The 25413-nt window shown below is 55.8% G+C and carries 23 protein-coding genes, 1 tRNA gene and 1 pseudogene; 15 read left to right on the top strand and 10 right to left on the bottom strand.

The window, feature by feature from the left end:
• Positions 1-18: 18 nt before the first annotated feature.
• Genes yajC through queA form a run of 3 tightly spaced genes read right to left on the bottom strand, consistent with a single transcriptional unit; the run spans position 19 to position 2580 of the window.
• A complete protein-coding gene (yajC, locus tag B723_RS10620) occupies positions 19-357 on the bottom strand; it encodes a preprotein translocase subunit YajC (RefSeq protein WP_007916913.1) in 339 nt (112 codons plus the stop codon).
• Between the two features lie 43 nt (positions 358-400).
• Positions 401-1516, bottom strand: a complete 1116-nt coding sequence (tgt, locus tag B723_RS10615; protein ID WP_162491076.1) for a tRNA guanosine(34) transglycosylase Tgt — start codon at positions 1514-1516, stop codon at positions 401-403.
• A gap of 14 nt (positions 1517-1530) precedes the next feature.
• Positions 1531-2580 carry a tRNA preQ1(34) S-adenosylmethionine ribosyltransferase-isomerase QueA gene (gene queA, locus B723_RS10610; protein WP_017340325.1) on the bottom strand — a complete coding sequence of 350 codons (1050 nt, stop codon included), beginning with the start codon at positions 2578-2580 and terminating at the stop codon, positions 1531-1533.
• A gap of 107 nt (positions 2581-2687) precedes the next feature.
• Here queA and B723_RS10605 point away from each other — a divergent pair.
• From B723_RS10605 to B723_RS32115, 4 genes and pseudogenes are all read left to right on the top strand, one after another.
• Positions 2688-2772, top strand: a tRNA-Leu gene (locus B723_RS10605).
• 163 nt (positions 2773-2935) lie between these two features.
• Entirely contained in the window at positions 2936-4081 is a 1146-nt protein-coding gene (locus B723_RS10600) for a tyrosine-type recombinase/integrase (RefSeq protein ID WP_017340326.1), read from the top strand.
• A 67-nt stretch (positions 4082-4148) separates the two neighbouring features.
• A protein-coding gene (locus B723_RS32120; protein WP_425311781.1) for an IS3 family transposase occupies positions 4149-5368 on the top strand; the annotation gives its coding sequence in 2 pieces (ribosomal slippage) (positions 4149-4488 and positions 4488-5368; 1221 coding nt in all).
• Between the two features lie 1209 nt (positions 5369-6577).
• Positions 6578-6800 (top strand): annotated as a pseudogene (locus tag B723_RS32115) (integrase domain-containing protein); the annotation flags it as partial.
• A 19-nt stretch (positions 6801-6819) separates the two neighbouring features.
• Here B723_RS32115 and B723_RS10580 read toward each other — a convergent pair.
• Positions 6820-7041, bottom strand: a complete 222-nt coding sequence (locus tag B723_RS10580) for a hypothetical protein (protein ID WP_017338155.1) — start codon at positions 7039-7041, stop codon at positions 6820-6822.
• Positions 7042-7434: 393 nt separating this feature from the next.
• Here B723_RS10580 and B723_RS10575 point away from each other — a divergent pair, with 393 nt between their 5' ends.
• The 7 genes from B723_RS10575 (at position 7435) to B723_RS10550 (ending at position 17251) form a co-directional block, all read left to right on the top strand.
• Complete coding sequence (locus B723_RS10575; protein ID WP_017338154.1) at positions 7435-7950, top strand: Hcp family type VI secretion system effector; 516 nt, start codon at positions 7435-7437, stop codon at positions 7948-7950.
• A 130-nt stretch (positions 7951-8080) separates the two neighbouring features.
• Entirely contained in the window at positions 8081-10123 is a 2043-nt protein-coding gene (tssI, locus tag B723_RS10570) for a type VI secretion system tip protein TssI/VgrG (RefSeq protein WP_017338153.1), read from the top strand.
• A complete protein-coding gene (locus tag B723_RS10565) occupies positions 10113-10853 on the top strand; it encodes a DUF4123 domain-containing protein (RefSeq protein ID WP_017338152.1) in 741 nt (246 codons plus the stop codon). The genes tssI and B723_RS10565 overlap by 11 nt, the downstream gene beginning before the upstream one ends.
• Entirely contained in the window at positions 10850-15745 is a 4896-nt protein-coding gene (locus B723_RS33610; RefSeq protein ID WP_017338151.1) for a polymorphic toxin type 46 domain-containing protein, read from the top strand. The genes B723_RS10565 and B723_RS33610 overlap by 4 nt, the downstream gene beginning before the upstream one ends.
• Positions 15746-15772: 27 nt before the next feature.
• On the top strand, positions 15773-16045 hold the full coding sequence (locus B723_RS10555; RefSeq protein WP_017338150.1) for a hypothetical protein: 273 nt from the start codon (positions 15773-15775) through the stop codon (positions 16043-16045).
• Between the two features lie 259 nt (positions 16046-16304).
• Complete coding sequence (locus B723_RS33900; RefSeq protein ID WP_080995113.1) at positions 16305-16418, top strand: DUF1652 domain-containing protein; 114 nt, start codon at positions 16305-16307, stop codon at positions 16416-16418.
• Positions 16419-16921: 503 nt separating this feature from the next.
• Complete coding sequence (locus tag B723_RS10550; protein ID WP_017338149.1) at positions 16922-17251, top strand: hypothetical protein; 330 nt, start codon at positions 16922-16924, stop codon at positions 17249-17251.
• 472 nt (positions 17252-17723) lie between these two features.
• Here B723_RS10550 and sseB read toward each other — a convergent pair whose 3' ends face one another.
• Together sseB and B723_RS33335 are read right to left on the bottom strand one after the other, a co-directional pair.
• Positions 17724-18524 carry an enhanced serine sensitivity protein SseB gene (gene sseB / locus B723_RS10545; RefSeq protein WP_017338157.1) on the bottom strand — a complete coding sequence of 267 codons (801 nt, stop codon included), beginning with the start codon at positions 18522-18524 and terminating at the stop codon, positions 17724-17726.
• A 327-nt stretch (positions 18525-18851) separates the two neighbouring features.
• A complete protein-coding gene (locus tag B723_RS33335) occupies positions 18852-19217 on the bottom strand; it encodes a hypothetical protein (protein ID WP_017338158.1) in 366 nt (121 codons plus the stop codon).
• A gap of 148 nt (positions 19218-19365) precedes the next feature.
• Between B723_RS33335 and B723_RS10535 the strand changes: the two genes are divergently transcribed.
• Positions 19366-19677, top strand: a complete 312-nt coding sequence (locus tag B723_RS10535) for a DUF3077 domain-containing protein (RefSeq protein ID WP_017340327.1) — start codon at positions 19366-19368, stop codon at positions 19675-19677.
• Positions 19678-19912: 235 nt separating this feature from the next.
• Here B723_RS10535 and B723_RS10530 read toward each other — a convergent pair whose 3' ends face one another.
• On the bottom strand, positions 19913-20269 hold the full coding sequence (locus B723_RS10530; RefSeq protein WP_031319083.1) for a DUF7079 family protein: 357 nt from the start codon (positions 20267-20269) through the stop codon (positions 19913-19915).
• Positions 20254-21036: a hypothetical protein gene (locus B723_RS10525; RefSeq protein ID WP_017340329.1), complete on the bottom strand. Its 783-nt coding sequence runs from the start codon at positions 21034-21036 to the stop codon at positions 20254-20256. The genes B723_RS10530 and B723_RS10525 overlap by 16 nt, the downstream gene beginning before the upstream one ends.
• Before the next feature lie 379 nt (positions 21037-21415).
• On the opposite strand from B723_RS10525, the gene B723_RS10520 reads away from it, so the two are divergent.
• From B723_RS10520 to B723_RS10510, 3 genes are all read left to right on the top strand, one after another.
• Positions 21416-21916: a DUF3916 domain-containing protein gene (locus B723_RS10520; RefSeq protein WP_017340330.1), complete on the top strand. Its 501-nt coding sequence runs from the start codon at positions 21416-21418 to the stop codon at positions 21914-21916.
• A 212-nt stretch (positions 21917-22128) separates the two neighbouring features.
• Positions 22129-23265: an ImmA/IrrE family metallo-endopeptidase gene (locus B723_RS10515; protein ID WP_017340331.1), complete on the top strand. Its 1137-nt coding sequence runs from the start codon at positions 22129-22131 to the stop codon at positions 23263-23265.
• On the top strand, positions 23262-23777 hold the full coding sequence (locus tag B723_RS10510; RefSeq protein WP_017340332.1) for a DUF4411 family protein: 516 nt from the start codon (positions 23262-23264) through the stop codon (positions 23775-23777). The genes B723_RS10515 and B723_RS10510 overlap by 4 nt, the downstream gene beginning before the upstream one ends.
• A 174-nt stretch (positions 23778-23951) precedes the next feature.
• Here the strand turns inward: B723_RS10510 and B723_RS10505 are convergent, their stop codons facing one another.
• Both B723_RS10505 and B723_RS10500 read right to left on the bottom strand, forming a co-directional pair.
• Positions 23952-24320, bottom strand: coding sequence for a PH domain-containing protein (locus B723_RS10505; RefSeq protein ID WP_017340333.1), 369 nt, complete (start codon positions 24318-24320; stop codon positions 23952-23954).
• A gap of 36 nt (positions 24321-24356) precedes the next feature.
• Positions 24357-25106 (bottom strand): hypothetical protein, encoded by a 750-nt coding sequence (locus B723_RS10500; protein ID WP_017340334.1) that lies wholly within the window; start codon positions 25104-25106, stop codon positions 24357-24359.
• Positions 25107-25413 lie beyond the last annotated feature (307 nt).

The following is a 25413-nucleotide window of genomic DNA, read 5'->3' as shown; positions in this document are numbered from 1 at the left end:
TTGAGTAGAAGTTGAAACTTAGATCGCTTTCAGCGTGCCTTTTGGCAGCGTGGCGGCAATAGCGCCTTTCTGGAACTTCATTTCGACGGTGTCGGAAACTTCCAGAACCACGAAATCATCAGCCACTTTAGTGATCTTGCCGGCGATGCCGCCGGTGGTCACAACTTCGTCGCCTTTCTGCAGGCTGCTCAGCAGGTTCTTCTGCTCTTTGGCGCGCTTGGCCTGTGGACGCCAGATCATCAGGTAGAAGATGACCAGGAAACCGACCAGGAAAATCCACTCAAAACCGCCACCCATAGGGCCGGCAGCGGCCGGTGCAGCAGCGTCAGCCATGGCATTCGAGATAAAAAAGCTCATTTAGCACTCCAGTTGCAAATGTTGAATCTTGGGGTCAGAAAACTCAGTCCAAAGGCGGAACAGGTAACCCGCGTTTGGCGTAGAAGGCATCGACAAAGGCGGCCAATGTACCCTGTTGAATAGCCTCGCGCAAACCAGCCATAAGCACTTGATAATGACGCAAGTTATGGATGGTATTGAGCATGCTTCCCAGCATTTCGCCGCACTTGTCCAGGTGATGCAGATAAGCGCGGGAGAAGTTCTGGCAGGTATAGCAATCGCAGGTCGGATCGAGCGGCGAATCATCATGGCGATGGAACGCGTTACGGATCTTCAGCACACCAGTATCAATGAACAGATGCCCATTGCGGGCATTACGGGTTGGCATCACGCAATCGAACATGTCCACACCGCGGCGCACACCCTCAACCAGATCTTCCGGTTTGCCAACGCCCATAAGGTAACGAGGTTTGTCAGCCGGCATCTGGCCCGGCAGGTAATCCAGCACCTTGATCATCTCGTGCTTCGGCTCGCCTACAGACAAGCCGCCGATGGCCAGGCCATCGAAACCGATCTGGTCGAGGCCTTCCAGCGAACGCATGCGCAAATCCTGGTGCATGCCACCCTGAACGATGCCGAACAGCGCCGCCGTGTTGTCGCCGTGGGCTTCTTTCGAACGCTTGGCCCAGCGCAACGACAGCTCCATCGACACACGAGCGACGTCTTCATCGGCCGGGTACGGCGTGCATTCGTCGAAAATCATCACGATGTCCGAGCCCAGGTCACGCTGGACCTGCATCGACTCTTCCGGCCCCATGAACACTTTGGCGCCATCCACCGGAGAGGCGAAGGTCACGCCCTCCTCCTTGATCTTGCGCATCGCGCCCAGGCTGAACACCTGGAAACCGCCGGAGTCGGTCAGAATCGGGCCTTTCCACTGCATGAAATCGTGCAGGTCGCCGTGCTTCTTGATCACTTCGGTGCCCGGACGCAGCCACAAGTGGAAGGTGTTGCCCAGAATGATTTCCGCGCCGGTCGCGACGATATCCCGCGGCAGCATGCCCTTGACGGTGCCGTACGTGCCCACCGGCATGAAGGCCGGGGTTTCGACGGTACCGCGCGGGAAGGTCAATCGACCGCGACGAGCCTTGCCGTCGGTAGCAAGCAACTCAAACGACATACGACTTTGGCGACTCATTCTTTGTCCTCAGGGCCACGTGGTGCGGGGTTACGGGTGATAAACATCGCATCACCGTAGCTGAAAAAGCGGTATTCATGCTCCACGGCGGCTTTATAGGCGGCCATGGCTTCGGGATAACCGGCGAACGCCGAAACCAGCATCAACAGCGTGGATTCGGGCAAATGAAAGTTGGTGACCAGGGCATCGACCACATGAAACGGCCGGCCCGGGTAGATAAAGATGTCCGTGTCGCCACTGAACGGCTTGAGCACGCCATCGCGCGCGGCACTTTCCAGGGAACGCACGCTGGTGGTCCCCACGGCTACCACGCGACCACCGCGAGCACGGCAAGCGGCGACGGCATCGACCACGTCCTGGCCGACTTCCAGCCACTCGGTGTGCATGTGGTGATCTTCGATCTTCTCGACCCGCACCGGCTGGAACGTGCCCGCGCCCACGTGCAAGGTCACGAACGCCGTCTCGACGCCCTTGGCGGCAATCGCCTCCATCAGCGGCTGATCGAAATGCAGCCCCGCCGTCGGCGCCGCCACCGCGCCCAGGCGCTCGGCGTACACCGTCTGATAACGCTCGCGGTCCGAGCCTTCATCCGGGCGGTCTATATAAGGAGGCAACGGCATGTGCCCGACGCGGTCGAGCAGCGGCAACACCTCTTCGGCGAAACCCAGCTCGAACAACGCATCGTGACGCGCCAGCATCTCGGCTTCGCCACCGCCGTCGATGAGGATCTTCGAACCCGGCTTCGGCGACTTGCTGGAGCGCACATGGGCCAGCACGCGATGGCTGTCCAGCACCCGCTCCACCAGGATTTCCAGCTTGCCGCCGGAAGCCTTCTGGCCAAACAGCCGCGCCGGAATCACCCGGGTATTGTTGAACACCATCAAATCGCCCGGGCGCAAATGCTCAAGCAAATCAGTGAATTGACGGTGTGCCAGGGCGCCGCTGACCCCATCAAGGGTCAACAGGCGACTGTTGCGACGCTCGGCCAAAGGGTGGCGAGCAATCAGCGAATCAGGGAGTTCGAAAGTAAAGTCAGCAACGCGCATGATGGGGTTCGTCTAGCAGGGCCCGGAAGTCTAGCGGAAATAGTGAAAATTCTCCATGTACCTGATTGACCGACGGTTATCTCATCTCTATACTTCGCCGCCATTGAGCCCTGATGGCGGAATTGGTAGACGCGGCGGATTCAAAATCCGTTTTCGAAAGGAGTGGGAGTTCGAGTCTCCCTCGGGGCACCATTTGCAGTACATAGACGACTACCAGCGTCTACGCAACACCCCTAGAGCCCGCTAACTGCGGGCTTTTTGGTCTCTGGGGTTCTACCCCCATCTCTTGCAAGCCAGCGTCTTTTTGGTACATTTTTGAGTACAAATCCAGTTCGAGAACGGGAGATGTACACAGATGCCACTGACCGTCTTGCAGATCAAAGCTTCCAAGCCTGCCGAAAAGGCATTTACCCTGAGTGATAGTTCGGGTCTTGCCCTGCTGGTGAAACCGAACGGCAGCAAGTATTGGCATTTCCGTTATCGCTTCCAGGGCCGCGCTGCCCGCATGTCTCTGGGTGTCTACCCGCATGTTTCCTTACAGGAGGCTCGTGAACTGGCGACAGAGTGTCGCAGCCTGCTCAAACAAGGGACCAACCCCGGAACAAAACGCCGCGATGACAAGCTGCAGCAGCAAGAAGCGGGACTCAACACCTTCAGTCGCGCGGCGGAATACTGGTATCAGTTCAAGTCCGACTCCGGACGCAGCCCCGCGACGCTGAAGAAAATCCGCGACTACCTCGATAAAGATTTGCTGCCCTCCCTGGGTGAGAAGCAGTTGAGCGTAATTACCCGAGGTGACTGCGCCAACCTACAGGCCAGCATCGAAAAACGGGGCGCCTTCAACGTCGCAGACAAAACCCGAACCTGGCTCAAACAGATTTTTAGTCAAGCGATCGCACGCGGCCTGTGCGAACACAATCCAGCCTCCGAACTCCATGCCATTGCGATAGCTCCACCGCCAACTCAGCACTACCCACATCTGCACGAAAACGAACTGCCTGAATTTCTCCAGGCCTTGAGCAAGACCACCAGCCGGTTACCAGCGAGGATTGCGTCATGGATGACGATTTTGACCGCTAGCCGCCCCGGGATGGTTCGCTACGCAAAATGGGAGGAAATTGATTTCGAGGAAGGGATATGGACCATCCCAGCCGCCCGCATGAAGATGCGCAGAGACTACGTCAGCCCTCTACCTCATCAACTGATCGCTATGCTCATCAAGCTGAACCAAAGCACTGGACGCAGCCAATATCTATTCCCGGGCAATGGCGAAAAACAGCCGGTCATCAGTGAAAACACGATCAATCTGGTGTTCGCCAAGATCGGCTATAAAGGACGACTCGTCAGCCATGGCACTCGCCATACAGCAAGCACGCTGCTGCGCGAACATGGTTGGCTGAAGGACCATGTCGAAAGCCAGCTGGCTCACGTCGAGGGCGGCATCTCTGGTGAGTACAATCAAGCCCTATACCTACCGCAACGTCGGATCATGATGCAGTGAACGAGCCCCATGAAAGACAGGACACCGTTTCCCCCTTACGATAAGGGATAGGCAAACGGTTATGTTTATGACTAACAGCAACGATAAGAGTGGGGAGCTTTTGGGCCAGGAGCGGCGGCGCCGCTGGAGCCCGGAGCAAAAACTGGCCATGGTTCGCGAGAGCCTTGAGCCAGGACAAAGCGTTTCGGTGGTGGCTCGGCGCAACGGCATCAATGCCAACCAGCTGTTCCTGTGGCGCAAGCTGTATCAGGACGGCAGCCTGTCGGCGGTCAGTGCTGGTGAGGCCGTGGTGCCTGCCTCCGAGCTGAGCGATGCGCTCAAGCAGATCCGTGAACTGCAACGGATGCTGGGCAAAAAAACGATGGAAGCAGAAATCCTCAAAGAGGCCGTCGAGATCGCCCGGTCGCGAAAATGGATTGCGCACTCACCCTTGTTGCCGGGGGACGACCAGTGAAGCTGGTCAGCGAATGTCTCGGTGTGGCGCGCTCGCAATTAACGGTTCGAATCAAGCAATTGGTATCGCCCAAAGTACGGCGAAACAGGCCTGTGAACGACGCTGAGTTGGTGGCCGAAATCCAGCAACAGGTCAGCGAACTGCCCAGCTATGGCTACCGTCGAGTCTGGGGATTGCTGCGTCGCGCCCGTGAAACCCAGTTGCTACCCGCGATCAACGTGAAGCGGGTTTACCGGGTGATGCGTGATCACAACCTGCTGCTTGAACGCCGGATCAAACAACCCGGCGTGCCGCGTCGGCACGAAGGCCGTATTGCGGTGCAAACCAGCGATACGCGTTGGTGCTCGGATGGCTTTGAATTCCGTTGCGAGGACGGCGCCAAACTGAGCGTGACCTTCGCCCTGGACTGCTGTGATCGCGAAGCCATCGGCTGGGTCGCCAGCCCAACCGGGTACAGCGGCGATGATATCCGCGACTTGATGCTGGAAAGCGTGGAGAAGCGCTTCGGTGATCAACTGCCTGCAACGCCGGTGCAGTGGCTCAGCGATAACGGTTCGGCCTACACCGCCGAACAGACGCGCCTGTTTGCTCGACAGATCGGCTTGCAGCCGGTGACCACACCGGTGCGCAGCCCGCAGAGCAACGGCATGGCCGAGAGCTTCGTGAAGACGATCAAGCGTGACTACGTGGCGCACATGCCCAAGCCGGATCGAGAAACGGCGCTGCGCAACCTGGCCATTGCCTTCGAGCATTACAACGAGCAGCATCCGCATAGTGCCTTGAGCTATCGCTCGCCGAGGGAGTTCAGGCGCTTGGCCGCAGCATCAAGTTAACAGGGAGTTGGTGTCCGGTTTTGTAGGGGCAAGTCCATGCAGTGGTATGCAGACTATCTCGATGCCCTCAAAGAAGGCATTACAGCCAACCTTCGCGATCAATTTGATACTCGCGTTAATCAGTTCCTCGCTCGCCCTTCTGCACCGCCTCTAACAGCATCCCATGCACACAAAGATGATCCTCCCCAAAAGTTGCCTATCGAGACAGAATCAACGGCGACTCAGTGATCACTTGATGCCTCACGAATTCGACCCGCTCGACGACAACCTTGCAAAACTACCGTGGCGCATTCCAACACTGGTAAGCCAATGAGATCACCGCAGTCCGCCCTTCCACGCGGGTCCATCCAAACAGGGCTGCAAAGCCGCCCTGTTTGGATGGACCTCACTTAAGAAATCTAAAGCCCGCGCAAACTGTCTGTGGAAAACCACTGATTTCCACCGGTGGATAATTTCATCCACCGCCGCAGAACTCCCGAAAATTGGAGTCTTGACCTCAATTATCCACAGGCGTAGAAAAGATCGGGCAAAGCGCTGTCGTTGACAGCAACCCAGGTAGCCAGAACCTTTAAGGCTACGCCACACCGTGGTGGTTCTCCCAAAGTGCGATGAGCGTCCGGCGGCTCGCACGGTCACAGCGATGTGATGGATGCCTACTTTTACCAGCGTGCCCACTGCGGCAACTCATTCCCTTTCATAGCTGCCCTGCAGCAACCTATCCGCTTGGCCATTTCCTTGCGCCAACCTGCGCCCGTCTCTTTCTCCCGGAAAGAGACGGGCGCTCCTACCGCTGCTGCAGCCCAACTCGTACAAGGCTTTGCGGCATTTCCCCTCGTGACAATCGGCGTGACAAACACCGAAGTCACCAGCAACAGCGATGCAGATGATGGTGCCGCAGCCCAAGGAATGGACTGCACCTGACTGACAGTCAGGGATGCCCCGGTCATCGCCTCACTGCCTTCACCTGACTCAGGATCCCACGGCGCTGGTCTCGTCAGCCAATGCAACCTCCGCCCGCCCACCGGTAACGGTGTTCAGGAGGCCAGATCATGAGATGCCCAAGCTCCCGGTCGTAAAGAGCCGTCAGTCCCGCGTTAGTGGACAACCCTCACAGGTCGCAGGGGCCTTGATCCCTGATAACACTCAACATTCTTGGCGGGATGACGTGGGGAAAGTTTTAAAAGTTTTGGCTTCGAGAGGAGTTTGATCATGGCATTGGTCGGTAGACGGGACGGGCGCAATTTTGGCTATGGCCGACAACTGAGTTATGCCGGGCCGCAGGCCCTCCGCGACCTGTTTGGCGGTGAGCATTACGGCACGGTCAAAGCGCACAGTGATCGCTGGCAGGCGTTTGTGCGGTGGTGTCGGTCGGAGGATGGGCCAGGGTTCAACGATGCGCGGCAGATTGATCGGCAGATCTTGTTGGACTATCCCGAATCGCGTTTTGCCAATTATCCGTACATGTATAAAAGGTCATCGATCAGCTCAAGCTCTTGTTGTGTGTACGGCGCTTTTTGGTATCGGCGAATGGCCTCAAGTACCCCTTTGATAGGCACTTGCCGCGCTGGATCATGAATGACTTCGATCAGCCGACCATAAGCAGGATCTCTTCCCTCTAAGTATTTTTCGGCTAGCTCTGCGAGTGATAGACGAGCTTGTAGATCGGTTAGCATTGGTACTTCTCCGGTCCAGCATTACCTTCAACTACCTTGATGCGAATTGGGAGGTTATGAAATTCTCTTTCTTCGCACAGTGAGCGCCATCATTGGGCCGTTGTGCGCAAGAAGTTGCGCAGTAGATCGTAATATTCGCGACCCAACTGCCCTGCAAGCCACGTCTTGCAAAGACTGCAGCCAAGTGCGCAAGAAGTTGCGCAGTGGTGCGCAATTTCTTGCGCACTTTCTTCCGATTATGGTTGTAAAAAACTCGCTGAACGGCGAGCCAGGGCCGGCAGGCCACCGGCGTCTGGCACTTCACAAAAGCTGGCACGCTCCTTGATAACAGTCAGGCACCCACCGGGCGATACCGCCTCCCGGGCACCCTAACTTTTAGCAAGGAGCACATCCATGGCTACACCAGCGTACATGTCCGTCACTGGCGAAAAACAAGGTCTGATCACTGCCGGCGCGTTCACCGCCGACTCGGTTGGCAACACCTACCAGGAAGGTCACGAAGACCAGGTCATGGTTCAGGCTTTCAACCACGACGTAATCATCCCGCGTGACCCGCAGTCCGGCCAACCGACCGGTCAGCGCGTACACAAGCCCGTCGTGATCACCAAGGTCTACGACAAGTCTTCGCCACTGCTGCAAGCTGCGCTGACCTCCGGCGAGCGCATGAGCGAAATCGTTATCCAGTGGTTCCGTACTTCTGCTCAGGGTACCCAAGAGCACTACTACACCACCAAACTGGAAGATGCGATCATCGTCGCCATCAACAACAAAATGCACAACTGCCAGGATCCGTCGAACTCCCACTTCACGCACCTGGAAGAAGTGCAGTTCACCTACCGCAAAATCACCTGGACCCACGAAGTATCCGGTACTTCGGGTTCCGATGACTGGCGTCAACCAGTCGCTTAATCGCGGCTGACCGCTTCACGCATCGGCCAGCTCTGCTGGTCGATGTTGTTTACGCCTTTCCAGAATTTTGCGTCTGCTAATCCTTGATCGGGTATTGGTTTACGCCGCAGCACTGCACGAGGAACAAGGGATGTTCGCGCCGGCCAATCAGACTCACTTTGCCCTGACTATCGAAGGTCTGGATAACGATCTCCAGGTCCTTGCCCTGCAAGGTCGGGAAGCCATCAGCCAGCCTTTTGTGTTTGAGGTGGACTTGGTCAGTGAACAGCCGTCCCTGGACCTCGAAACCCTGCTGCACAAACCGGCCTTCTTGCAGCTCTCGCCTGACGGCAGCGGCATCCATGGCCAGATCTATCGCGCCGCCCAGGGTGATTCCGGCAAACGCCTGACCCGCTACGCGGTGACCCTGCGCCCGCAACTGTCCTACCTCGCGCACCGCATCAACCAACGCATCTTCCAGAACCTCAGCGTGCCGAAAATCATCGGCATGGTCCTTGAAGAACACGGCATCCAAAGCAACACCTACGAATTCAAAGTCGGGGCGATCTATCCCGAGCGCATTTACTGCGTTCAATACGATGAATCGGACCTGCAATTTGTCCAGCGCCTGTGCGAGGAAGAAGGTATCCACTACCACTTCCAGCACAGCACCACGGCCCACAAGCTGGTGTTCGGCGATGACCAGACGGTGTTCCCGAAACTCGCACCCGTGGCCTACCAGCAAGACTCCGGCATGGTCGCCAACAACCCGGTGATCAAGCGCTTCGACCTGCGTTTGGAAACCCGCACCAGCCGCACCACCCGCCGCGACTACGACTTCGAAAAACCGCGCCTGACCCTCGAAGCGGAAAACCGCGGCGACGCCCTGCCCGACCTCGAAGACTACGACTATCCCGGCCGTTTCATCGACCGCGAGCGCGGCAAGCACCTGGCCAAACGCGCCCTCGAACGTCACCGCAGCGACTTCCAGTTGGCCGAAGGCCGAAGCGATCAGCCGTTGCTGGTCAGCGGCCACTTCCTGGCCCTGACCCAACACCCCAAAGCCAAGTGGAACGACCTGTGGCTGCTGACTGAAATCCTCCACGAAGGCAAACAGCCGCAAGTGCTGGAAGAGTCGGTAACCAGCAGCACCACCAACCTCAAGGACGATTTCCATCAGGGCTACCGCAACCGCTTCCAGGCCACCCCCTGGGACGTCCCGAATCGCCCGCCGCTGAACCACCCCAAGCCACGCATCCTCGGCAGCCAAAGCGCCGTGGTCACCGGGCCCAAAGGTGAAGAGATCCACTGCGACCAGTACGGCCGCGTCAAAGTGCAATTCCACTGGGACCGCGAAGGTCAGGCCGACGACAAAACCAGCTGCTGGCTGCGCGTCTCCTCCGCCTGGGCCGGCGCCCACTACGGCGGAATCGCCATCCCGCGCATCGGCATGGAAGTGCTGGTGACCTTCCTTGAAGGCGACCCGGATCAACCGCTGATCAGCGGCTGCCTGTACCACAAGGAAAACGTCGTCCCCTACGACCTGCCGGCGAACAAGACCCGCAGCACCTTCAAGACCCTGAGTTCCCCAGGTGGCGGCGGTTACAACGAACTGCGCATCGAAGACAAAAAGGGCCAGGAACAAATCTTCCTGCACGCCCAGCGCGACTGGGACGAAAACGTCGAGCACGACCAGAAGATCCGCGTCGGCAACGAACGCCACGACACCGTCGAACAAAACAGCTACAGCGAATTCAAGGCCGAAGAACACCACACCGTCTACGCCGATCGTAAAGTCGAAACCCGCGCCAACGACCACCTCACCGTCGGTGTGAACCAGCACATCAAGGTCGGCACCGGCCAATTCATCGAAGCCGGCCAGGAGATCCACCTGAGCAGCGGCATGAAAGTCGTGCTCGAAGCCGGCAGCGAACTCACCCTCAAGGGCGGCGGCAGCTTTATCAAGATCGACGCCAGCGGCGTGACCCTGAGCGGGCCGGTGATCAACATGAATTCCGGGGGGAGTCCGGGCAGCGGAACCGGCGCGGCACCGTTGATGCCTGGGGCGTTGAAACAGGCTGATGCAGATAAAGCAGGTGCGGTGCTGACCCCGGCCCAAGTCAACACCCTCAAACGCAACGCACCGTTCTGTGAAGAGTGCGAAAAATGCAAGGCAGGTGCTTGTGCGATCTGATCTGTTGACTCCACAGGCTTGGCTGGCTGAACGGCCGTTGCAGACGGGTGAGCTGTTGTACTTGATCGTTAGCGCGGCCAGCGATGCCGAGCCACTCAAGGCCTTCTACCAGCAAGACATGGCGCCGGAATTGATCCCGATCTGGAGCGGCACGCCTTACGCCGATTGGCAGCCCGTCATGCCCTACCTCGCCGAGCTGAAACCCAATGCCGGTTTTCTGCAATGGATCGCCGAAACCGATGCTCAGGACTGGGGTTGGCTGGCAGTGTCCACCAGCACGCCGGACGTGGTGTTCGAGCACCTGCGCAGTTTGACCCAGGTACGCATGCCCGATGGGACCGAAGTGTTTTTCCGGTTCTGGGACGGGCGGCATATTTACCCGATTCTTGAAGGGCTGGGTGCTGGCGCAGGTGAAGTATTGCCGGTGTTTGACCGCTATCTGATCAATGGCCAGAGCCTGGACGCTGGGCCGAGGGCCGTGCCGCCAGCGAAGGAATGGCCGTGGTGGGAGGTGCCGCAAAATTTGCTCGATAGTTTGGCGGAAAAAGACCACACCACCGTCGTCGACAACCTGATGCAGTGGCTGGGAGAGGACTGCCCGGAACTGTTCTTCGCCTTTCCCGAAAATAACTTGCGCCACAAGGTCGAGCGCTTCGTGCGCCAACAACCCAATACAGAAGATTTGGCAGAGCGTCTCGCTGCTCAGCTGACAAAGGAAGTCACGTCATGAATACCCCGATCGGTACCTTGGTCCTACACGTGCTGGACGCCAAAACCCCTGACGTGAACCTGATTCTCAAAGACTTCAAGAACTGCCTGAGCGATTACAAGGAATGGGCGGACGGCTTCCTGACCGGTTGGGCATTGGATGTCGACCAAACCTTCAAGGTCGGTAATGAAGTCAGCGTGACCAAACGCAAGACCAAAACCGGCAAGGTCGAGACCTACGCGACCTGCCCTCTGGCGGGCGACTTCACGCTGATCCACATGTTCGAATCAGCACGATTCGTACCGATCGGCAACACGCCAGTGAAACTGGAACCCGTCACCAAAGGTACTTTTTACGACGACGTCACTGGCCCCGTCATTGAAACAACGATCGGCCCGAGCGGCATCAAGGTGATCGATGGCTGCAAGAAAGGCCAGATGTACCGCATTACCTTTTTCCCGAACGTATCCCAAAGCAATGTCAAAGCACTCTACGACTCCTACCAGGGTGTAATCGGCAATCTAAACGGCTGGTTGCAAAGTGAATGGTCGAGCAAGTTCCAGCCTCAGTGGGCCAGTTACTCGGCGGCTGACCGCGCGGGCCGCTCTGTCATTCTGTTAAAACGAGCGATGGATGGTCTGGAAAAGGCGCTGCTCAGGCTGTGGGATGACATCAAAAGCCTGTTCGAACTACTCGCACACCCAAAGGAAAACCTCGAAAAGCTGCGCAAGTACCTGTCGGATGTCGAGATCGACAAGCTCTATGCCGCGTCCAAGGAGTCCATTGCTTCGGGTCTGTTGATCCTCAGTGACGAACCACTGATGTTCATTTACGTCTCGGCGATTGTGGCGTGGGTCGGCATGCTGCCGCCGCAAGTCATCGTTGACGTGGTGACGGCCATTGCGTCGGAATTCCTGATCAACGTGGTATTGGGTATTTGCCTCACTGGCGGTGCCGGGATCGCAGTGCGGGTGGGGACCAAAACTCTGTCCACGGTCAAGTCCGGTACGGCGCTCAAATACCTTGAAGAGCTGGCCGCAAAACTGATGAGCCTGAGCGGCAAGCACAGCCTGCCAGCGCACGCGGAGGTTTCCAAGCCACTGATTGCCAGTGCCAAAAGCGTGCCGATGAAGCCGACCAAAACGGCGGCGCTCAAAATCGACGAGGCCGCCGCCAACGGTTCTAAAAGTCAGGTGCCGAAAACCACGGATACGCCGAAGCAGGAAGTGAAAGACGCTTCTTCATTTCCGCGTGGCAAGAAAGACAAACAGACCACCCTCGCACCAAAGGAAAAGGTCGACGACGCTCCTACTCAGTCAAAAACGCCTGACGACAAAAGCGCCGCCTGTGCCAAGAAAACCTGCACCAATGGTTGCCCGGTATCGATGGTTACCGGCGAAGAGCTGCTGACCCTGACCGACGGTGAACTCGGTGGTCTGCTGCCCTTCAGCTGGACGCGCCTCTATCGCACCAGCGCCGCAGAAATCGACTGCGGCCTCGGTTACGGTTGGAGCCACGCCCTGGCGCAACGCGTCGACATCAACGGCGACGAAGTAATCTGGACCGACCACGAAAACCGCGTCACCACCTTCCCGTTGCCCAGTGTGCAGCGCCCGGCGATCACCAACAGCCTGTCGGAAGCGGCGATTTTCCTTGGTGACGATCCGTCCGAACTGACCCTCACCCAAGCCGGCGAACGCACCCAGTTCTACCACTTCCGCTACAACAGCAAAGGCGCGACGCTGATCGCCATCAGCGACAGCTACGACAACCGCCTGCACATCACCCGCGACATTCACGGACGAATCAAACGTGTCGATAACGGTGCCGGTCGCGCCCTCCTCGTGCGTTACGACCGCAAACACATCGTCGCCATCGATTACCAGCAGTTCAGCCCGGCGGACAACCTGGAAGATGCCTGGAGCACCGTCCAGACCCTGGTCACCTACGGCTACGACGCCCAGCACCGCCTGATCGAAGCCAAAAACGCCGCCGGTGAAGCCGAGCGTTATGCCTATAACGACCAGAACGTCATTCTCGAACGGCAACTGGCTGGTGGTGCCAGCTTCTACTGGGAATGGGAAAAAGAAGGCAAGTCAGCCCGCTGCATCCATCACTGGGCAAGCTTCTCGCAGATGGACGCGCACTACGCTTGGGATGACAAGGGCAGCGTCACGGTTACCAACGCTGACGGCAGCGAAGAGGTCTACACACATGACGACCAGGCTCGACTGGTCGCCAAAGTCGACCCGGATGGTGCCGAACACCTGAAGGCCTACGATGACAAGGGCCGCCTGATCGCCGAAAAAGACCCACTCGGCGCCGTCACCGAATACCAGTACAACGAAGCCGGTCGACTGGTTGCGGTGATTCCGCCGGAAGACGCCCCCACCACTTACGAGTACTACCACGGCTACGTCCGTGTGGTGAACCGTGGCCCGGCAAAGTGGACATACTGGCGCAACGATCAGGGCGACATCACCGAACAAGTCGACCCGGACGGCAACTCGACCCACTACAGCTACAACCGCCAAGGCCGTCTGCTGGAAATCCGTCACCCGGATGGCAGTCGTCATCAACTGGGCTGGAACAACCTCGGCCAACTGCTCGAAGAACAGCTACCGGACGGCGGCCAGCGCAAATATCGCTACGACGCCTTGGGCCGGCAGATCACCCGTCAGGACGAAAGCGGCGCGATCACCCACTACCAATGGAACGCTGCCAACCGCCTCGCGCAAATCACTTTGCCGGGCGGCGCTACGCGCGCCTTCACCTACAACGCCTACGGCAAAGTCACTGCCGAACGCGATGAACTGGGCCGCGTAACCCGCTACGAATACGCCGATAACCTGCACTTGGTCAGTCGTCGCATCAATCCGGACGGCAGCCAACTGCGTTATCGCTACGACAACTCGCGCCTGCTGCTCAGCGAGATCGAAAACGAACGTGGCGAGCACTATCACCTCGATTACTACCCGAACGGCCTGATCCAGCAGGAAACCGGCTTCGACGGTCGCCGGACGGCCTACGAGTACGACCTCAACGGCCAACTGCTGAAGAAAATCGAATTCGGCGACGACGGCAGTGAGTTGTTCACCGAATACCAACGCGACGCCGCCGGCCGCTTGCTGGTGAAAACCCTGGCGGATGGCGACGAAATTCACTACAGCTACGACGCCCTCGGCCGCCTCGTCAACGTCGACGACGGCCACTGGCCCCTCGCCTACGAATATGACCTGCAAGACCGCCTGATCACCGAACACCAAGGCTGGGGCACTCTGCGTTACGAGTACGACAACCTGGGCCAGTTGAGTCATTGCCGCCTCCCCGACGGCAGCAAACTCGACTACCGCCACCAACCTGGCGGCCGCCTGAGCAGCATCGACCTCAACGGCTCGCGCCTGACCACGCACCAGTTCAGCGCCGGTCGCGAACAACAGCGCCAACAAGGCCTGCTGCTCAGCCAATACCAGTACGACGAACAAGGCCGCTTGCAAGCCCACACCGTCAGCCAGCAGGACCGCAACCTGTTTCGCCGTCGCTACGCCTACGATGCCAACGGCAATCTTGCGGGTATCGACGACAGCCGCAAAGGCAAGCGCAGCTACCATTACGATCCGCTCGATCGCCTGATCAACGTCCGTGGCACCACCCCGGAAAGCTTCGCCCACGACCCGGCGGGCAACCTCCTCGGCCAAGGCGACCAGCCGTCCGCGAACCTGGTCAACGTCAAAGGCAACCGCCTGCTAATGCAGGGCGACCGGCACTATGACTATGATGCCCATGGCAACCTGATCCGCGAACGTCGCGGCACCGGGCAAAAACTCGTCACCGAGTACCGTTACGACTGCCAACATCGCCTGATCGGTGTCAGCCTCCCCGGCGGCAGCATCGCGAGCTACCAGTACGACGCCTTCGGCCGACGCATCGCCAAAACCGTCGATGGTCACACCACCGAATTCCTGTGGCAAGGCGAACGCCTCATCGCCGAAAGCGCCGACAACCGCTATCGCAGCTACATCTACGAACCGGGTAGCTTCCGCCCGCTGGCGATGCTCGATGGCGAAGGCTCACTGAAAGCCACGCCGTTCTACTACCAACTCGACCACCTCGGCACCCCGCAGGAACTCACCGACTACAGCGGCGAGATCATGTGGTCGGCGAAATACCGCGCCTACGGCAACCTCGCCACCCTCGACGTTGCAGAAATCGACAACCCGCTGCGCTTCCAGGGCCAGTACTTCGATGCCGAAACGGGCTTACATTACAACCGACATCGCTACTACAATCCGGGGACTGGACGGTTTTTGACGCCGGATCCGATCAAGCTTGCGGGTGGGTTGAACAACTACCAGTACGTACCTAACCCTACGGGGTGGGTGGATCCGTTGGGGTTGAGCTGCGTTCCGAGTAACTGCCCAGATGACAGACGAGCTGAGCTGAATCAAAAATACGGCCGGACAGGGGATATCAATAACGATATCAATGCCCGCGGAAGAAAAGAGACCGCTACGGAGTTTTACCGAACACAAGGCTTTGAAGAGACAAGCATTCCAGGGCATTTAAACGGCATAGATTTTAATCAACCGGTAAATGTAGAAACGTTAAACCGAGGAAAAACCGTTTATCAATTCCAATCACCGGGTGCTCCACAAGGCAACTACTACTCTCTGAACCCTGCTACAACCCCATCAGAGCTAGGAATTGGTCCACTCGGAGATAATCGTGCAGCAGGGACAGTCGAACTAAAACTGCAAGGTATTTATCGAACAACCGAAAAAACGCCCGTATTGAAATCGACAGCCAAACAGATAGATGATACTTGGTCTGTGAAAGGTGTGACACAACCGTCGTCAGGGGGTGGTACTCAAGTTTTTAGCAGCGCTAAAGGAAACTTCGAAAAAATCCCGTAAACTGTAATAACATTTAGGAGGCCACAAATGAAACAATCCGATCTATATGACATGGCAAGTCGTTGTGGCTTTACGGTAACAGTATTTTCGGATCACCCCGATTTTTTCTCATCTTGGTCTTTGAGTATCAAAAAAAATGAACAAAAATACATGATCGAACATGAAGGCAGAGACAACTGGTTAATATTTTACAAAGAAAACGAACCGAATAAATTCAAAGAGATAGACAAAAAAATATCTCACGCAATGAACGACAATGCAAAACTGAAGCAGTGTGAGTCTTGGCTTTTAAGTGTTTAACAAACAAAAAGTTAGCCACAAAACAAAAGGGGATAGCCGTGCCTGAGTTCAGGCGATCAGAAATCCGACTTTTTCAACAGAATCGGCCGATTGCTGCATGTCGCCAGGTACTTTTCGACCCATAGCGCATGTCATTACGAGGGCGAGGGATGACCGCTAGAGATGATGCAGCTTGTCGTGATCTCAGTCAACACCGAGCAGGTTGTCTATGATTACTGAACAGAAACTCAAACCACCTTTGAGGTTGAGGACATAGGTCATGATTTCCATCCTTGAACTTCGCCACATCATTGAGTGCGGTTTTCTGCCTCTTTCTTGCGTCTGCACTGTTGGCGCTGATGCGATTTTGACCCAAGCCGCCGGAAATCATTGACCCATTCGAATATTCAGCAATCGATGACCTTGCGTGGGATTTCAGAGGCTGCACATGGGTCAGCTAAAATCAGTAACCTGGGTCAAAATCGCATCAGCACCAACAGGTTCGGCATTTTTTGGCAGACCAGGGAGTCTATCCGTAACCAGTTTCTTGTAGATATTACTCACAGCTCATCGGAAACTTGATGGAGAAATCCGATCAAGCTTCCATCCACACCAGTCCTTATTGGAGGCAGGTAGGGTGTACACTTCACGGTACAACGTGGAAGTGTACACATGCAAAAAACTATGTTAATTATACAGTTATGCTATTATTCGAGTCTCCCTCGGGGCACCAAAATTAAGAAAGGTCTTGCTTTAGCAAGGCCTTTTTTTTCGTCTGCGATAAAGTGGTTGGCACCCCGCCAGCCTGTAGGAGCTGCCGAAGGCTGCGATCTTTTGATCCTGCTTTTCAACGCCACAACACGAAACCGCTCGGCTAACGAATCAAGGATTCACACGATGGAATTGCCACTGGAAACCGTTGCCCTTTTCGCCCTCAAGCTGGCTTATGAGACGGAAGATGGAAGTCCGATTTTGCGGGACGATCCGATCATGAGCGACTATGAGCGGGAGGTATTCGGCTTGCTAGTGCGCAGGGGCGATGTCGACGCGATCCAGTTCAGAGTGGCGCACTGCGTGGGTTTGGCGATGGAAGCTTTAGGCGGTGTTGATACGCCACTGGGGCGTGAGTTGCACAGGTTGGCAGATGATTTCAGCAATGCGCGGGCGATGGAGCAGCTTGAAGAGCCGCTAATCGCGCTCAAGGATTATCTGAAAGACATTCAATGAAGGAAGGCATGCAGCCTCAAAAGTGGGGACACCCAATAGGCAGATCGCCGCTGGCCACCTTATCCCTTTTCCAAGCCCCCTCTCCCCAGTTTTTAACTTTCGACCAAAGTTAACAACGTCCGCTTCCAGCCACTAGCTTCCACTCGCGACGGACAGCTATCGGCCGATTGTGTTGAAAAAGTCGGCTTTTCCGAAACACTCGAATATTGATGGACGAAAACACCTCAGTTGCACGCGGCTATGCGAAATCCGAGTCCTGAACTGTCTGCCAAAAATTCAGATTTCAATCTCAGGCGCGTACTTTTCTCGCGCGGAATTCGAAGCCGACTTTTTCAACAGAATCGGCCGTTGGCGGAAAGCTCACATGACTGAATGACAAAACGCTCAGGTTTGCCATCTCTCATGACGCCGTCAAACAGACAAAGCACGATTTCGCAGGCCTGCTCGGCGGTTAGCACGACGTTGATCTTTGTCACGCTTTGCCAAAGCCGAACAATGAACGCAGCCAGCCTGCCGACTTCCGTTCATAGAAGGGTGCGGTTTGCTTGAGGAAGTAATCGCTAAGGCCTGATTCCCCTTCGTGAACGCGATAGAGGTCAACGGGTTCGCCATCCGGAGCGGTATCCCCGGCAACGTTACCGGCTTCGCGCATGACCAGTTCAATATCTCCGTCCGCTTCAATACCAATGATCAGATGAGGCTTTTGATCAGACGATGCGTCATGCATCAACGCCAGAAATGCACGCTTTACGTTGCGATGTTTGGCGAGTAATTGTGTGAGCGAGTTGACCATCTTCGACGGATATTGCGACGGCTGTCCGAGTAGCACTTTGGTGTCTTTTTCGACCGTGCGCTGCACCGGCTTTTGGCCGATCTCGTCGGAGAGCAGATGGCGCACTTCCTCCGGGAAAAACTCTTTCCCGTAAGGAGACTTTGGATTGAGGAAAAGAGGGGTGCCCAGTGTGATTTCAAACAGCGATCTGGCCGGGATCTCTACGTAGGACTCTTCGCTATCGATGGATCTTTGTAGTGTTTGCAACGAAGAAAAAAACGGGATGACAGCGGAGCCGTCAGGCTTTTGCCAATGCGCGATGCTGATGTTGCTACCAGCCTCGAGGTTGACTTGACCTTCGCCAGTGCCGGCAGTGCCAAGGACGTAGATAGTGGAATTCAACAGAGTCTTGAAAAAGTCAGGTCGATGGGCCGGTTCATCCGCCGCCAGCCTGAGTGATTTTTCGAGGGTGTTTTCTTGCTTGGTATCCATGATGTCCATCGGCAGTTCCATCAAAACAGACAAAAAGTGAGCGGCAAAGAGCGCGCAGTTTTTCACGCGACGGTGAAAACAGGAAGAACAGCAGGCTAATAAATCTGGAGCATACGGAGAGTCACCCTGAACGGTTTTCCAAGGATAGCTCCTCCATATCAGTGGTGGATGAAGAGCCAAATGCGGTTAGCCTCGAAGGGCTGCTTCTGGCCGATTGTGTTGAAAAAGTCGGCTTTTCCGAAACACTCGAATATTGATGGACGAAAACACCTCAGTTCCACGCGGCTATGCGAAATCCGAGTTCTGAACTGTCTGCCAAAAATTCAGATTTCAATCTCAGGCGCGTACTTTTCTCGCGCGGAATTCGAAGCCGACTTTTTCAACAGAATCGGCCCATAACGGCCTTTGAGTGTAGCGGCTGCCCATGCCAAAAAGGGTGCAGCACATTTTTTTCGTCTTGGGGTCGAAGCCTTCGAAGGTTGCAGGAACGGAATCTGCACGATAATCTCCCACCGTCGCTGCTAATTCAGCGACCGGGTGTGGAAACCCGTGTAATTCAAGGCGCAACAGCGCCCCCATCACGTCTGCCGGCGCTTTTTTTATGCCTGCGGCGTGAGTTATGGCGGCTGTGCGTGGGACGTCTTCGGGCGTGCCGGTTTCCTTGATTCCCGGTTTTCCACCCTGCGCACAGCTGTCACCCATTCGTGTGGAAACGAATCTGGCAGCTCCCTATATCAAGGAGTCTGATAATGCGCGGTATCAATCCGTACAAAATTTGGCTTTCCCCTCTACGCAATTCCCAATCGCGTAACGCCCTCCCCCACCACCTCTCCCTCATCGGAGGTGGCCAATGACCAATCAACCCGAACTCACAACCATCGGCCTCACCCCCGCCATCTACTGCGGCGATCAAGCACTGTTCCATGTCACCCGCAACGTGCCCGTCGGCGATGCGTTGGCCATGGCTTCTGATTTCCTTTTCCTCGCCAAGGCGCTGACCAAGGATGCGGATTATGCCAAGGACACGGATTACCACGCCTGGGCCGCGCATTATTTGACGGCGATGAGTAAGGCGGTGGTGGATGATGTAGCGAAGGTGCTGACTCGGGATCGAGATAACGAGTTGGCAAATAAGCGGGCTGAGGGGATGGCTGAGGGGTAGCAAGCAAAAGGGCGGGACTCTGCCTGGCGTTTTGTAACTATGCAGGCACTCGCTCGCGAAGACTACGGCCATTCTGCGGGAATGGTGGTTGGCTGTCGTTTTTCGCGAGCGAACTCGCTCCTACAGAGGCTGCGGTGAATAGGTAGCTGTTGTCAGCCCGGAATATTTCGGGGACTTTTGTTACTGAGGTAGGCACGCAGCTCGATGACTAGGCTCAGGCTTACGAAGCTAGATGCTAGAGACGACTGACGATTTCCTTCCAGACATACCCGTAGTGATAACTCAGCCAGCGAACAAGCAGCTTATCGAATTGCCTGCGAAACCAATTGTTTTCCCTGGCTGCAAGTCTTTCTTCAATCATGGCGTTGAGCGCGTCAGGATCGAAACCTGTCCAGACCGATGGGACGGCCGATTCAATATTGGTAAAGCAAACAGGCGCGACTTCTGAGTAAAGAATTTCGTGTAGCGTCTGACGATCAACACCCTTCACCTGCTCTGCTATGTAGTCGTAATCGACCGGCGAGTCATTGAACGGATCCGAGAGTGCGGCTCTGATTTTGGTCAGTTCGGATCGACTCAAAAGATATCCCAATGCGAAAACTCCTCTAGCTCCTCATCGAGAGAATGGGCGACTGCTTCACCAGCCACACCCCCTGCAATGCTTCCCACCAAAACAACAGCAATTGCACAAATGGGAGCACCCGGACCACAGAGAGCGCTCACGCCAAGCCCCGCGAGCAAACCTCCCACTGCACCACTGCCCACTATGATGCCCTGCCGCGCGGTTTCCTTCGGCTTGTTATCAGCATTCAGGATTTGATAGGTCGCAAGGGCGGCGGTGACTAGAATTCCGAGCTTCCCCATCATGCGCATTTTTTGGGTGCCTTTCGTGAACGAGGCATCGTCCCGACCGGCCGCTTCCAGGATTGTGTAGTGGATTTTGGTTTGTTCTGTTGGCGAAAGGCTGTTGTATTTCTTTTTAAAGAGGCGCTCGGAGTAGCGATCGAACAGTGAGTCAAGCGTCCTGCCGTCGGGCTTCTTTTTTTGGACGATAGCCAGGCCTTGAGCGGATGTGAATTTGCGATGTTCCATCATGATCTTGTTTCTCAATTCATGACTGAACTGTACGCCTTCATGTGCAGTAATTATTCCTGCCTTGACGTCTGCCAATGTCTGCTGAGACATGCGCTTGATATTTTTCATGTAGCTGGCCCGGACCTTTTCGTCTGAGATAGCATCCAGCGAAAATCTGAGTGCTGTCCCCTCCATCAATTCCAGTGCTCTGTCGAGCGGAGAGTCCATCAACGCGTGATCACGTTGAATGACATAGCTACCGGTGACAAGGTACGACTCGGTCATAGGATGCTCCTTATCCCAATATTTTATTCAAAAGGCTTTCTGTAAGAGTCGAGGTGGCGGTAGTCGATCCCTCCTCGAACTTGAGCATCAAACAAACTTTCCCTGAGGGGCTATTAAATTTAACAGCGTTGTCCCTGTTAAATACGCCTGGAAGGGTTGATCCGTCCTCAAAATGCGCCGTGCACGATAAACCTTCGTAACTTTCGGTGGCAGGGATTTAGAAGCCGATCCAGCTAGCGCCAAGAACGAGAGGCACTGGGGGAAAAAATGGGCAGGCTGTATGAGAATCACCAATTATCACCGGCTCTGGTGCACTGAAGGGACATTCAGCGCCAGCAGACAACAACGAATGTTTTTTCGGTATCGCAAGGATGTATCAATGCGGCAAATCGCTCTCAGCAACAAAAAACTCAGAGGCATTCCCCGCCGTCTTCGCGCTTTGGAACGTTGGGCTGCCAGTTTTCGCGACGAGTTTTATCCGCGATCCGGGCGCATGGAGCGCTACACACATTGGAAGATTCCGGTGCACGAGGCTCTTGTTGAAGGCCCTCAAGCCAGGATCGAAGTTCAAGCCTTCTGTATCCAGCAACTGCTCGAAGCCGCTAGCCACCTGTCCAACGCGGCTGACCACTCACAGGGTTACTATCGGGTCGCTTGCCTGCTGACGTGGCCATGGGTCCATCAGAGCGAGGTAACCCTCTTCTATGACCGGGACTATTACATGGGTTTTCTCGGTAAAACCAACGCCCTCAAGCCAGATCGGATCAGCCACGATCTTGCGTTGCACACGCCAGCGAATTTCATCGAGCATGGGCATGACGTCACTCAAGCAGACGATGAGGTCGCCGTTCAGTGGTGGTGCATTGGGGAACCGGCGTGAGGGCTTTCATCCTCGGTCTACTGCAGGGGTCAATGATGTGGCTTGCGCCTAGGACACGGACCCCGAGCTAGTGGGGCTCTCAGATACGTAACGTTTGGCGACCAAATACCCGAGACAGCCCCCCGCCCTTGTAGTCAGATACGGCTATCGTTTGAATTGGCTGTGTAGGGGCATTTTGCGGAAACGGTTATGACACCCAAATGGAATCACACATGGAAGCGCTGATTAATCCGGACCTGCTGCGATGGGCGAGGGAGCGTGCCTCCCTGAGCACGAGCGCCCTGGCCAAAAGTCTGGGTACGCAGGAAGACAACGTGTTGGCGTGGGAGCAAGGCACGAAAAGACCCTCCTTCAACCAGGCCATGAATTACGCCCGGCAGACGTACATCCCGTTTGGGTACCTTTACCTGCCTCAGCCGCCGGAGGAAAACCCTTCTCTGCCGGATCTCAGAACGATCAATGGCAGACGTAGCCGCGGATACAGTCTCGCCCTCATGGACACCATCAGGTGGGCGGCGGAACGACAGGAATGGTATCGCGACTACCTGATCAGCCAAGGCATCACGGAAAATAGCGTTGTCGGGAAGTTTTCGGTGAGTGACAGCTTCGAAGAAATCGTTGCGGACATTCGTGCAGTCTTAGGCTTATCCAACATACCCAAGCGCGGCGATTTTGAAGACTACTTTAAAAGTTTAGTCGGCAACATTGAAAGCACCGGGATACTTGTGATGCGCAATAGCGTTGTCAACAACAATACGAGCAGGCCATTGCTTGTTGAAGAATTTCGAGGCTTCGCAATCAGCGACAAATTGGCACCCGTCATTTTTATCAACACCGCCGATTGCCCCGAGGCAAGGCTGTTCACTTTAGCTCATGAGCTGTCTCATATCTGGTTAGGTCATTCTGGTGTGTCTGATGGTGACCCTGCGAACCATAGATTGGAGGAAATCCTGTGCAACGCAGTCGCAGCAGAGCTGTTAACGCCTGGCCGTGAATTCCTTTCCTTTTGGGATGCTGAGATCGAGTGGCAAGAAAACATTCCTCGTTTAACAAATATTTTCCATGTGAGCGGCTGGGTAATCGCCAGGAGAGCCCTGACTTTTAACCTCATAACGGCATTCGAATATGAAGCATTTGTTGCCAGAAAAATCACCGAGTACAAAGCTCGCGACAAAGAGGGAGCCCCTCCCTACAACAGGCTGCAGACCGCCAGAGTTAGCAAAACGCTCGCCATAGCGGTGGCAAGTGAAGCGTTAAGCGGAAGAATGCTTTATCGAGACGCAGCACGTCTGATTGGTGTGAAGCCGCACAAACTCTCTGATTATTCTAAGAAGGAACTTGGATTTTGAGTTATCTGCTGGATGCGAACTCCTACATACAGGCGAAAAACACTCACTACCGCATGGTTTTCTGCCCTGGCTTCTGGGACTGGCTGGACAGCGCCTCTGATGCGGGGAAAATATCCAGCGTAACGTCGGTGTACAAGGAACTGGTTGACTATGGGGACGAATTATCGGAATGGGCGAAAGAAAGAACAAACCATTTCTTGTCGGTAAATGACGCCAGTACACAGATAACATTCGCGCAGATCGCTACGTTTGTCATGGACCTGCCGCTGCCTAAAAAAACAGAAAAAAAACGCTTTCTTGAAGGCGCCGATCTATGGTTGATTGCTAAAGCCGGCGCAACTGGACAGACCGTTGTAACCCACGAAGTGTTGGTACCTCCAACGAGTCAGAAAATCAAAATCCCAAATATTTGCCAGCAGTTCAATGTGCCCTACATGAGCGCATTCGATCTGCTCGAAACACTTGATGCCAAACTCGTTCTTGGCACGCTGAGCTCAAATCCGTCGGCCTGACACCCGCTATCTACTGCGGCGATCAGGACCTGTACCCGCAATGTCCCACTCGGCCATGCCGGATTTTGTGGTGAGTGAGCTGGCGCCTTCGCGGGCAAGCCCACTCCCACAGGGATTTCGTGTAGCAGAGGCCCGTTGTTGGCCCCGGGGTTTCGGGGCCTTTGGGTGCGCGGGTCAGAGCAGGTGCTGGGAGATCAGTTTTGAGATTTCCACCATCGACGTCCGGCCGGTGAATTCGAATTTCACTTTGCCCAGTGACGAAAAGTAGATTTCCAGTTCTGAATCCAGGTCGAAGGTGCCGGAGGTTTCTACCGAGTAGGCGACGATGTTTTTGTAGGGCAGTGAGGTGAAGTCTTTTTTGCTGCCGGTGAGGCCCTGGACGTTGACGGCGATGATGCGTTTGTTGGTGAAGACGACGCCGTCGCGCATGGATTTGTACGAGTCGATGACGTGCTCGCCGTCCAGCAACAGTGCGCTGACGCGTTCTGCGTATTCTTCGTTTTGCTTGAGTTTGAAGAAGCCTTTGTTGTTGAAGTCGATCATCTGTCCATCCCCCGTTCGAAGAAAAATCCCTGCGGGTTACTTCAGCACCTTTACGACTCGAATGTTGATGGGAAATCCATCCTGTCCGGGCAGTTTTTTCCATCCCACGTACTGAAAAACCTCTTCCTCATCAATGTACTCGCCCCACTCCGCGGCTTTGCCGCCCAGCACAGCGACGTTCCTGTTAATGGCGCATCTGCCATCCGAAGGACCGACGGTGTAGATCACATAAGGTTCGACGTATTTCGCGGCGCGGAAATGGCGGCCGCAACCAGAGTCGACGCGGATCATCAAGGTCTTCAGATTGGCTTCACCATCCAGCTCGGCGTGCTGGTCGAGTTCCCCGATTTCGCCGACGTCGCTGAAGCCCAGAGAGCGAGCGCGCTCGTAATCCGAGGATTTCAGGTGTTGGGTCTGGGCTTGCTGGAGCTGCTGATCTATCTCCTCGCCGGTTTCAATACGGCCCTTGATCGCGAGCTCTGTCGCTTGGGGAAAGACGCTCTCACAGTGGGCGTAATCGGGGGAGCCGAGGTTTGCCTGGGGGAGGTTCTCGCGATGTACAGTAAAGGTCCGCAGGTAACTCTCGATAGTGGGCAAAGCGTCCTTGGGCGTCTGGCGCCCGCTCTGCACCTCGGTCACTGCCCGCTGTAATTGCTGGCAATCGGCGAGGTAGGCCTTCCTGGCGTACTCCGGGGATTCATCCCATTCGGCGGCGAGCGCCGGGGTCGTCACGACGGCGACGGCGATTGCGCAGAACAGGCGCGAGGTTCGAGCGACAGTGGGCATGTGTAGTCCGTTACAAAGATGAAATAAGTGGCGCAACGCTACTGTTTTGCCGTCTTGCCGTCCACTGGCAGCGAAGGGGACAGAGCTTGTTTCCTGGGCTTTTCGCGAGCTCGCTCCTACAGGGGTTGTGATTCTGATCCGTGTTTTGCGTGAACTGATCTGGCGCTATCGCCAGCAGGCTGGCTCCCACAGGGGATTTTGTGTGGTGGTTGGGGTTTGGGATTGGCCTTGAGGTATTGGGCTCGGGTGAATGGCTTTCGGTTTACGGCGAGTCAGATCAACGCATCTGCGCCCTGAATTGCCCACG

It is taken from the genome of Pseudomonas fluorescens NCIMB 11764 (genome assembly GCF_000293885.2).
Lineage (GTDB): Bacteria > Pseudomonadota > Gammaproteobacteria > Pseudomonadales > Pseudomonadaceae > Aquipseudomonas > Aquipseudomonas fluorescens_B.
This window is presented reverse-complemented; position numbering and strand designations above follow the sequence as displayed.